Source organism: Ureibacillus galli (assembly GCF_014836845.1).
GTDB classification, from domain to species: domain Bacteria; phylum Bacillota; class Bacilli; order Bacillales_A; family Planococcaceae; genus Ureibacillus; species Ureibacillus galli.
Genome location: NZ_JACSQA010000002.1, coordinates 108,079 through 118,742 on the forward strand (window position 1 = coordinate 108,079; position 10,664 = coordinate 118,742).

Here is a 10,664-nt window from a genome sequence, read left to right on the forward strand (position 1 = left end):
GATAATACTCTAAAAAATGTGCATAAGTAATTGATTACTTAACTAAATAGCTTTTTAATCCATTCCCATACGATAAATGTCACTTTAGTCTTTTCCTTACTATCTTCTTTCTCATCACTATCTTTTTGTTCCGTTTTTTCTTTGTCGTCGTCTTTATCTGCAGAACGCTCACAAATATTTGGGAAAATACTGCACCACCAGTTATCCCCTCTACCATCACCAATTGTCAAAACGAGCGATTGATAATACGATTGTGGGTAAAACATATTGGATTGTAATTTTGGTGGCATTAAATTATTACCTAAGTTCATTTTTACATTTGCATCTGCATAGTTTTTTTCTAAGTAAGAAGCTAGTTCTGTATATACTTCATCATTATCTCTATTCGCTAGTTCATTATTTTGGATTTGTGTGAAAAACGGTGTTAAATTTTCCACCATTTCAAGTTTTAATTGTTGATCTGCTTTTGTATTACTATTTGCCACAACTCGAATTTTCAAACTATCTTCAACTAAATTATTTCTAGCTTCATAGACTTTATCAAACATATCTGGTAGTAAAATGATAGAACACATAATAGCAATTGAACACGCTAGTAATCTTAATAGACTTAATACTTTATCGTATTTATTTTCTTTTTGAACTCTTGTAATCTCGTAATCGTTTAACATATTTAATTCCCTCCCTGACATCATAATTGTCAGGAAGAGAACTTTTTATACATTTATTTCACAAAAAATCATTCTATTTTTTTGATTTATATCTTTAACGATTTCCACCGTAGCATCTGGAAAGCTAGATTTAAAGAATTTTGCCACTGCTTCTCCTTGTTGATAACCAATCTCCACACCGATTAATGCAGGTTTATTTAAAAGTTTCGGCAATTGCTCTGAAAGCTTTCTATACAAAATTAGTCCCTCTTCTTCTGCAAAAAGAGCAGTATGAGGTTCATGATCCAAAACGATTTCGGACATTTCTTTTGCTTCGCCAAATGCAATATAAGGAGGATTTGATAATACAACATCCCATTTTTCATGTCCAATAGGTTCTGTCAAATCACCTAGACGAAACTCAATTTGTGCTTGTAAAAGTTCTGCATTTTTTTTCGCCGTTTTGATTGCCTTTTCAGAAATATCCGTGGCAACAACTTGCGCTTCTTGCCATTCCTTTTTCATCGTTATCGCGATGGCACCACTTCCAGTTCCAATATCACAAATTTTCACTGCAGAACGTTCTCCAAACAGCTTTTTCATTCGGTCTAATGCTCCAACAATTAGCTCTTCCGTTTCAGGACGAGGGATTAAAACTGACTCATCCACTTGGAACTTCCTACCGAAAAACTCTTCCGAACCAATAATATATTGTACCGGCCTACCATTGGCATGTTCGTCTACATATTTTTGAAATTCCGTTATTTTCTCTTCGCTAATTATATCGTGCATTCGCATCATTAATCCGGAATAATTTGTTTCATAAACATGTTGCATTAAAAGTCTTGCGGCATTTTCGTCACGACCATTTTCGACTAAAAAAGAAGAAGCCCCTTGAAGGGCCTCAAAAATCGTTTTATGCTTCATCATTTAAATGGGCAAGTTTTGATGCTTGCTCTTCCAACATTAATGCATCAATAATTTCATCCAACTTGCCTTCCATAATAATATCTAACTTTTGAAGAGTTAAGCCGATTCGATGATCAGTGACACGATTTTGTGGATAATTGTATGTGCGAATACGCTCAGAGCGATCCCCTGTACCAACCGCAGACTTACGGGTAGCATCAATCTCTTTTTGTGCTTCTTGCATATACATATCAGCAACACGAGCTCGAAGAATTTTCATCGCTTTTTCACGGTTTTTAATTTGAGAACGTTCATCTTGCATCGATACGACAACACCAGTTGGAATATGGGTCATACGCACTGCTGACATTGTCGTATTAACGGATTGACCACCTGCACCAGAAGAGGCAAATGTATCAACTCGAATATCTTTTTCATGAATTTCCACATCCACTTCTTCTACTTCAGGTAAACATGCAACAGTCGCTGTAGAAGTGTGAATACGACCTTGGGATTCTGTAGCAGGAACCCGTTGAACCCGGTGTGCGCCATTTTCATATTTAAATTTGGAATAAGCACCTTGACCGTTAATCATAAAGATCACTTCTTTATAACCGCCCATTGGGTTAGGTGTTGCTTCCATAATATCAATTTTCCATCCTTGCGTTTCTGCATAACGGGAATACATACGGAATAAATCCCCTGCGAAAATATTTGCTTCATCCCCGCCGGCAGCTCCGCGAATTTCCATAATAACGTTCTTATCATCGTTCGGATCCTTTGGAATTAGAAGTATTTTTAACCGTTCTTCTAATTCAGGAATGCGTGCATTTAGTTCGTTAAATTCTTCTTTTACCATTTCATGCATTTCAGGATCTTTTTCATTATCTAACATTTCTTTCGTATCTGCTAATTGTTGTTTTACATCTTTATATTCTCGATATACTTCTACCATTTCTTGAATATCGGATTGTTCCTTTGAATATTCACGAAGCTTTTTACTATCACTAACAACATCTGGATCACTTAATAATTCATTTAATCTTTCATATCGGTCTTCAACCGCTTGTAATCGATCAAACATAATTTCACCTCTAATTAAATTTCATATATGGTTTAAATTCCGCAATACCCCCGATAAATTTCGGGTATATGCTATTTATGATTGTCTAAATCTATTGATACATCGTTATATTTTATCTTTTTTAGTATAAAGAAATTGTTTCTTTATCGCTACATTTATGCGAAAGCCAATTTAATTGTTCCTTATAGCGGTGGGTTCACATGGCATTTGCGGCAAACGGGATAATATGTATCATTTCCGCCAATATGAATTTGCTCTCCCGTGTACACCGGTTTATTATTTTCATCAACTCGCAAATTCATTGTCGCCTTTTTATGACAGAACCAACAAATTGTTTTCATTTCCTCAATTTTATCGGCGTAAATCAACATATATCGGCTACCTTCAAACAGCTCATTTTGGAAGTCATTTTTCAAACCGAATCCCATAACTGGGATATTTAATCTGTCGACGATTTGTGTTAATTGTAAAACATGTTCCTTTGTTAAAAATTGTACTTCATCAACTAATACGCAATAAAGTTTCTCCGAATAATTTTTTACATATTCAAATAAATTTGTATCGTCAAACACTGGAATTGCCTGACGTCGAAGGCCGATTCGGCTGGACACATACCCTACTTCATCTCTTGTATCAATTCCAGAAGTAAAAATTAATACTGGCTTATTTTGTTCTTCATAGTTATGTGCAACTTTTAGAATTTCAATAGATTTCCCACTATTCATCGCACCATGTTTAAAAAATAATTGCGCCATACCAATAAACCTCTTTCTAAGTTGTGATCTGTTAACTTTTGAAGTTCTACTTAGTTGAATATTTTACTTTATACAATGAAAAAGCCCTGAGATGAACTCCCAAGGCGTTCTATTTGAAAGATCCTCTAAAATCATCCATGAACTTACTCTCAACATTCATAGTATATCTTATCTTATAGTTCTTCTACAATTAATCCATGAAAGTCAGACAATTTATTTTATATGTATCGTGACAAGCTTTACTATAAAAAATGCCTGCAAGCTGAGCTTGGCAGGCATTTAAAAATTTCTTATTTAAGACCGTATTTTTTGTTGAAACGATCCACACGTCCGTCAGCAGACGCGAATTTTTGACGACCAGTATAGAATGGGTGACATTCGCTACAGAATTCTACAGTAATTTTTTCTTTTACTGAACCTGTTTCGAAAGTATTACCGCAAGAGCAAGTTACTGTTGCAGTTTTGTAATCTGGATGAATTCCTTGTTTCATATTCGTTTCTCCTCTCGCCCTGAACCATCTGGAACAGAGTTATTATTCGAACTGTGCCTTACATAACCCGAATATGCCAGTTAAATATGCACACGTTACATACTTAAAAGATTATAGCAAGAAATAATTTTGTTCGCAAGGAAAAGATAAAAAAAGTAATCAAACTAAAACATGAAACTGCCTATAAGGGAATACTTCTATTTATATTAACCCTTTTCCTTTTGTCGCTTTTTTCATGTCATTATTTAGTTTTTCAAAAAACTCTTCGTTTGTTTTAGATGTTCGCAACTTTTTCAGAAAACGTTCCGCAAAATCAGGTGCATCTGAAAACGTTTTACGAATAGCCCATAATTTTTCTAATTGATTTTCCGGAATTAATAATTCCTCTTTACGCGTACCTGAACGACGGATATCAAGAGCTGGGAATATACGACGCTCAGCCAATTGGCGATCAAGATGTAATTCTAAATTTCCAGTCCCTTTGAACTCTTCATAAATAACTTCATCCATACGAGAACCTGTATCGACTAAAGCAGTTGCTAAAATGGTTAAACTTCCACCTTCCTCAATATTGCGGGCAGAACCAAAAAATCTTTTTGGACGGTGGAATGCTGCTGGATCAATACCACCAGATAATGTTCGTCCACTCGGCGGAATAACTAAGTTATATGCTCTTGCTAAACGGGTAATGGAATCCATTAAAATAATGACATCCCGCTTATGTTCAACTAAACGACGTGCGCGTTCTAAAACAAGCTCCGCGACTTTTACGTGATTTTCAGGTACTTCGTCAAATGTAGAACTTACAACGTCCGCTTTTACAGAACGTTCAATATCCGTTACTTCCTCAGGACGCTCGTCGATTAAAAGAACGATTAATTCTGCTTCTGGATAATTTGTTGTAATTGCGTTGGCAATTTCCTTTAAAAGAGAGGTTTTCCCAGCCTTCGGAGGTGCAACAATTAAACCACGTTGCCCGAATCCAACTGGCGCAACTAAATCCATAATCCGGGTAGATAATTTATTTGGTTCAGTTTCTAATTTAATTTGTCTATCTGGATAAAGTGGAGTTAGTGCCGGGAAGTGAACCCGTTCTTTTGCGATTTCAGGATCTTCCCCGTTTACCGCATCGACTTGTAACAATCCGAAGTAACGCTCGTTTTCTTTTGGAGGACGTACTTTTCCGGATACCTTGTCCCCATTTCGCAGGTCAAAACGTCTGATTTGGGAAGCTGAAATATAAATATCCTCTTTAGATGGAGAATAGTTGATCGGCCGTAAGAAACCAAATCCTTCTTGGTTTACTATTTCAAGTACACCTTCCATAAAGAAGTAACCTTCTTGTTCAGAACGAGACTTTAAAATAGCAAAGATTAATTCTTTTTTTGTTAATTTACTATAATATGAAATCTTGTAATCACGTGCAAGAGCATACAACTCTTTTAACGTCATATTTTCCAATTGAGCTATTGTATGAGCAGACATAGCATATCTCCAGTCTTTTAAAGTTTTATCTTTTTGGTTATTGGAAGTGTTATTGCCGTAGGGTTCATAAGTATGAAAGAATAGTAGAAAAGATGCCTGATTGTGGAGAACGTTTGTGGATAAAAATAAAGCGGTTATCCATAAAATATCCGAAAATATTAAGTTTTAATCAGGCATCTAAAGGGTTGAAGTTTATTTTACGTATCTAGGTTTTTTGTTAAGATGGTGTCGACCTTCAACAAAACGTACTGTTCCCGTTTTAGCTCGCATAACTAAAGAATTCGTTAAACAGTATGAACCTTTATATTGAACGCCTTTTAAAAGCTCGCTATCTGTAACTGCAGTTGCTGCGAAGATAGCATCGTCACCTTTTACCAGATCGTCTAAGTATAATACTTGATTTAAATCAATACCCATTTTTTCACATCGTTCACGTTGAGCATCATCTTCTGGAATTAGTTTTGCTTGGAAATCTCCACCTAAACATTTAAGAGCAACAGCTGAAATAACCCCTTCTGGAGCACCACCGGTACCAAACATAATATCAATACCCGTTTCATCAAAAGCTGTATTAATCGCTGCACTTACGTCACCATCTTGAATGAACTTAATTCGTGCACCTGCTGCTCGAATTTCGTCAACAATTTTTTGGTGTCTTGGACGATCAAGTAAAACAGCAACTACGTCAGAAATGTCTTTATTTTTCGCCTTTGCAACCGCTTGTAAATTTTCCGTAACTGATGCGTTTATATTCACTTTACCAGCCGCTTCAGGACCTACAGCAAGTTTTTCCATATACATATCAGGAGCATTCAATAAATTCCCTCGATCTGCGATGGCTAACACTGTCATTGCTCCATTCGTACCCTTTGCAACAATGTTTGTTCCTTCAAGGGGGTCAACGGCAATATCCACTTGTGGACCACCATTACGGAGACCAAGTTCTTCACCAATATATAACATTGGTGCTTCATCCATTTCGCCTTCCCCAATTACAACGGTACCATGCATGGGAATTGTATCAAATAATGCACGCATAGCAGTCGTCGCTGCATCATCTGCTTCATCTTTTAAACCAAGTCCCATCCATTTTGCAGATGCAATTGCTGCTGCTTCTGTTACGCGTACAACTTCCATCGTTAAACTACGTTCCATTCTTCATTTGCCTCCTGTATTCGGCAGGTTTACCGAAACTAAATGTTTCATCTATTGTATCATATTTATTTTTTTGATTTTAGACTATTTATATCTATTATTTTGCTCTTTTAACACTACTTACTTCAATTGTTTCGCGTCGAATATCAGCACCAAGTGCACATAATTTTTCGATTAACGAACTATATCCACGCTCAATATGATATATATCTTGAATTTCTGTTTCACCTTCTGCGATTAATCCAGCTAAAACTAGAGCAGCACCAGCTCGTAAATCGGTTGCAGTAACTTTAGAACCATGAAGTTTCGTTGGTCCTTGAATAATGGCACTGTTTCCTTCTACTCGTGCATTTGCATTCATTCTCCGCAATTCATCTATATGTTTAAAGCGGGCGGAATAAATCGTATCAGTCACTTTTGAGGCACCTACTGCCTGTGTCATTAAAACAGATAGTGGTTGTTGAACGTCTGTAGGGAAACCAGGGTAAACAAGTGTTTTTACATCAACTGCTTGAAGTAAATCCGTTCGTGGGATAAAAACACTTTCCTCCCCCTCTTCAATTTTAACACCCATTTCACGTAATTTTGCTGTAACAGCTTCTAAATGAAGAGGAATAATATTATCAATTGTCACCCCATCACCAATTGCTGCCGCCATAATCATAAAAGTGGATGCTTCAATGCGGTCAGGTATAATAGTGTGATTTGTTCCATGAAGTTCCTCTACTCCATCAATCCGTATGACACTCGTTCCTGCTCCTTTGATGTTAGCACCCATGTTTGTTAAAAGTGTGGCAACATCAATAATTTCTGGTTCTTTTGCAGCATTTTCAATAATCGTACGTCCCTTTGCACGTACGGCTGCTAACATAATATTGATTGTGGCACCTACACTTGCTACATCCAAGTATATTTTCGCACCGATTAACTCATCTGCACGCAAATAAATAGCACCATGTTCATTCGTGACTTTAGCACCCAGTGCCTCAAAACCTTTAATATGCTGATCAATTGGACGTGGTCCTAAGAAACAACCTCCCGGTAAGCCAATAACGGCTTTTTTAAAGCGTCCTAACATTGCCCCCATTAAATAATAAGAAGCTCGAAGTTTCTTTACATTTCCATTTGGCAAAGGAATCGCAAGCATATTGGTAGGGTCAATCATCATCTGTCCATCTTTAAAAGATACTTCTCCACCAATTTCCTCCAGTAATGCTTTTAACGTCCAAGCATCTGATATTTCAGGAATACCACCAATTGTTACCGAAGAATTAGCTAAGATGGAAGCAGGGATTAATGCAACTGCACTATTTTTTGCACCGCTAACTTTTAATGTTCCTTTAAGGCGATTTCCGCCATTGATTTTATAAACATCCATATCCGTTCTCCCTTATGATTGGAAAGTTTCACTTATTACTGTTCTTTAAGCTAGCCATACCGTTCACTTTCTATCAATGTGCCTTGACTATTACACATAAAACGATTGAATTAGCTCGTTCATTTTTAAAGAAACAGTGTATTAATCGCCAATGGCTTTCACTTCATACACGTACAGTTTATAAACAATCCCTTAAGGGTTTTTAATCAGTTGTTTTGTATGAAGTGAAATAATGGTAATTTATTTATAATTTTTGTTGTTACTGTTTATTATTTACCTTTTTCACAATTTAAAGCTTAAAATTTTATGAACAATCGAGATTTTTTCTATTCTCTATATAATATTTTATTTTTAAATATTGTTGAATGTTGAAAAAAACTTAGTTATTCATAACAGGGCTAGGCTATTATTTACTTTTACGATTTTCCCAGTCAGCTAAAAATCCTTCAATCCCTTTATCAGTTAACGGATGATGGAATAATTGTTTTAAAACTTTAAATGGTGTTGTGGCGATATCAGCCCCTGCTAACGCAACATCTGTAATGTGTTGTGGGTGACGAATAGAAGCTGCAATAATTTCTGTTTCAATACCGTGAATAGCAAACATATCAGAAATCGTTGCAATTAACTCCATACCACTTTGGCCAATATCATCTAATCGTCCGACAAAAGGAGATACATAAGTTGCACCAGCACGTGCAGCCATTAATGCTTGGTTCGCACTGAAGATTAAAGTTACATTTGTTTTAATACCTTTTTCCGAGAAAAATTTACAAGCCTTTAATCCTTCTGGTGTCATCGGTAATTTAACCGTGATGTTTGGTGCAATAGCTGCTAATTCTAACCCTTCTTTAATCATACCTTCAGCATCTAGTGAAATAACTTCTCCGCTTACAGAGCCATCCACTAATTCAGCAATTTCACGAAGACGATCATGGAAAGAAACATTTTCCTCTTTTGCAACTAACGATGGATTTGTTGTAACTCCAGATAAAATCCCCCAAGAATGGGCTTCCTTAATTTCTTCAAAGTTTGCTGTATCGATAAAAAATTTCATTATTTATATCCTCCCTGTTTTGCACTTATAAGTGTCAATCAAAAATTAAGAGAAGGTCGATTGATCTCAATCCGACACTTCTCCTGCAAATCACTATATCAATTACGCCTCGGCACAATTGCGTCCGGATTTTAATTGTGCTTGTACAGTTAACTCTATCAAAGATCCGGGACATGCTCCGGAAGTTCTATTAACATTCAATGAGAGGAAGAATCATTGCCAAGTGGAAAGAAAATTCTTCGATTGAATGATAACAAAGATAAAAAAGCATGTATTCTATTGTTTATCCTATAGTAAACATTTTTAGTAATAATTAAAACCATTCTGCTATTATTTTAAAAATAAATTCCCTATTAATTACGATTGAAACATTATTTCTAAATAACAGTAAGTTGAAGCATTATGCCTTTTGTGAACTACCGAATTCACGCATTTTACCAATAACCGTTTCTTTAATCGCATCACGTGCTGGTCCTAAATATTTTCGAGGATCATACACTTTTTTATCGTTTTCAAAAATTTCACGAATAACTTTCGTTGCAGCAATTTGGTTTTCAGTGTTCACGTTTATTTTTGCCGTTCCTAACGAAATTGAACGTTGAATATCTTTTGTTGGAATACCAGTTCCACCATGTAGTACAAGAGGTAAACCTGTTAAATTCGAGATTTCTTCCATTTCTTTAAATCCTAAATTTGGCTCACCTTGATATGGTCCATGAACTGAACCAAGAGCAGGTGCTAAACAATCAATGTTCGTTTGTTCAACTAATTGTTTACATTCTTGAGGATCAGCATAAATAATACCAGCACCAATTACATCGTCTTCTTGACCGCCAACAGTACCAAGTTCAGCTTCAACGGAAACACCTTTTGAATGCGCATATTCCACAACTTCTGTAGTAATTTTAACATTTTCTTCAAATGGGTGATGAGAAGCATCAATCATTACAGATGTAAAGCCAGCATCTACAGCTTCTTTACATTTAGCGAAACTTGAACCATGATCTAAATGAATAGCAACAGGTACTGTAATTTTATAACTTTCCATTAATCCTTTAACCATATTTACAACTGCAATAAATCCGCCCATATATTTTCCAGCACCTTCAGAAACACCTAGGATTACTGGAGATTTTTCTTCTTCAGCAGCAAGTAAAATCGCTTGAGTGAACTCAAGGTTATTAATATTAAATTGCCCTACAGCATATCCTTCTTCTTTCGCCTTTATTAACATTTCTTTCATTGATACTAATGGCATTACGATAATCCTCCTCGGACAGATAGTAAATTTAATAAGATAAATATTCCAGTCTAATCATAGCAAAAACAAACCCGTCTCTCAAGCATAGAGATGGGTTTGTTTTCTGCGCCGAAAGCTTGCGTCAGGCGCAAAAACACTTTATTAGAACATTTCCTTTTAAAGAAAGTTTCACTTTTGTTAAACCCGTCTCTCAAGCATAGAGACGGGTTTGTTTTCTGCGCCGAAAGCTTGCGTCAGGCGCACTATTTTTTTAGTACTAATTTCCTTAATATTAACTTACACTTATTTTGAACTATTCATTTAATTCATCTCTCAAGTGCTAGGAGATGCTACCCTTTTCTGCGGCGGAAGCTTGCGACAGCCGCAAAAACACTTTATTAGAACATTTCCTTTTAAAGAAAGTTTCACTTTTGTTAAACCCGTCTCTCAAGCATAGAGA

10 protein-coding genes are annotated in these 10,664 nt (G+C 36.0%); all 10 read right to left on the minus strand.

Annotated elements, in window-relative coordinates:
- Positions 1-38: 38 nt before the first annotated feature.
- The 10 genes from H9636_RS02235 to H9636_RS02280 all read right to left on the minus strand — a co-directional run bounded on the left by H9636_RS02235 (position 39) and on the right by H9636_RS02280 (position 10,222).
- Positions 39-671, minus strand: a complete 633-nt coding sequence (locus H9636_RS02235) for a stage II sporulation protein R (protein ID WP_191706025.1) — start codon at positions 669-671, stop codon at positions 39-41.
- 45 nt (positions 672-716) lie between these two features.
- Entirely contained in the window at positions 717-1,580 is an 864-nt protein-coding gene (gene prmC, locus H9636_RS02240) for a peptide chain release factor N(5)-glutamine methyltransferase (protein ID WP_191706026.1), read from the minus strand.
- Positions 1,567-2,643, minus strand: coding sequence for a peptide chain release factor 1 (gene prfA / locus H9636_RS02245; protein ID WP_191706027.1), 1,077 nt, complete (start codon positions 2,641-2,643; stop codon positions 1,567-1,569). The genes prmC and prfA overlap by 14 nt, the downstream gene beginning before the upstream one ends.
- A 182-nt stretch (positions 2,644-2,825) precedes the next feature.
- Positions 2,826-3,398 (minus strand): thymidine kinase, encoded by a 573-nt coding sequence (locus tag H9636_RS02250; protein ID WP_191706028.1) that lies wholly within the window; start codon positions 3,396-3,398, stop codon positions 2,826-2,828.
- A gap of 290 nt (positions 3,399-3,688) precedes the next feature.
- Entirely contained in the window at positions 3,689-3,889 is a 201-nt protein-coding gene (rpmE, locus tag H9636_RS02255; RefSeq protein WP_122971454.1) for a 50S ribosomal protein L31, read from the minus strand.
- Between the two features lie 201 nt (positions 3,890-4,090).
- Positions 4,091-5,374: a transcription termination factor Rho gene (rho, locus tag H9636_RS02260; RefSeq protein ID WP_191706029.1), complete on the minus strand. Its 1,284-nt coding sequence runs from the start codon at positions 5,372-5,374 to the stop codon at positions 4,091-4,093.
- 192 nt (positions 5,375-5,566) lie between these two features.
- Positions 5,567-6,529 (minus strand): class II fructose-bisphosphatase, encoded by a 963-nt coding sequence (gene glpX / locus H9636_RS02265; RefSeq protein ID WP_191706030.1) that lies wholly within the window; start codon positions 6,527-6,529, stop codon positions 5,567-5,569.
- A gap of 97 nt (positions 6,530-6,626) precedes the next feature.
- Positions 6,627-7,907 carry a UDP-N-acetylglucosamine 1-carboxyvinyltransferase gene (locus H9636_RS02270; protein WP_191706031.1) on the minus strand — a complete coding sequence of 427 codons (1,281 nt, stop codon included), beginning with the start codon at positions 7,905-7,907 and terminating at the stop codon, positions 6,627-6,629.
- Positions 7,908-8,313: 406 nt separating this feature from the next.
- Positions 8,314-8,964: a fructose-6-phosphate aldolase gene (gene fsa, locus H9636_RS02275; RefSeq protein ID WP_191706032.1), complete on the minus strand. Its 651-nt coding sequence runs from the start codon at positions 8,962-8,964 to the stop codon at positions 8,314-8,316.
- A gap of 400 nt (positions 8,965-9,364) precedes the next feature.
- Positions 9,365-10,222: a class II fructose-bisphosphate aldolase gene (locus tag H9636_RS02280; RefSeq protein WP_191706033.1), complete on the minus strand. Its 858-nt coding sequence runs from the start codon at positions 10,220-10,222 to the stop codon at positions 9,365-9,367.
- Between the last annotated feature and the right edge of the window lie 442 nt (positions 10,223-10,664).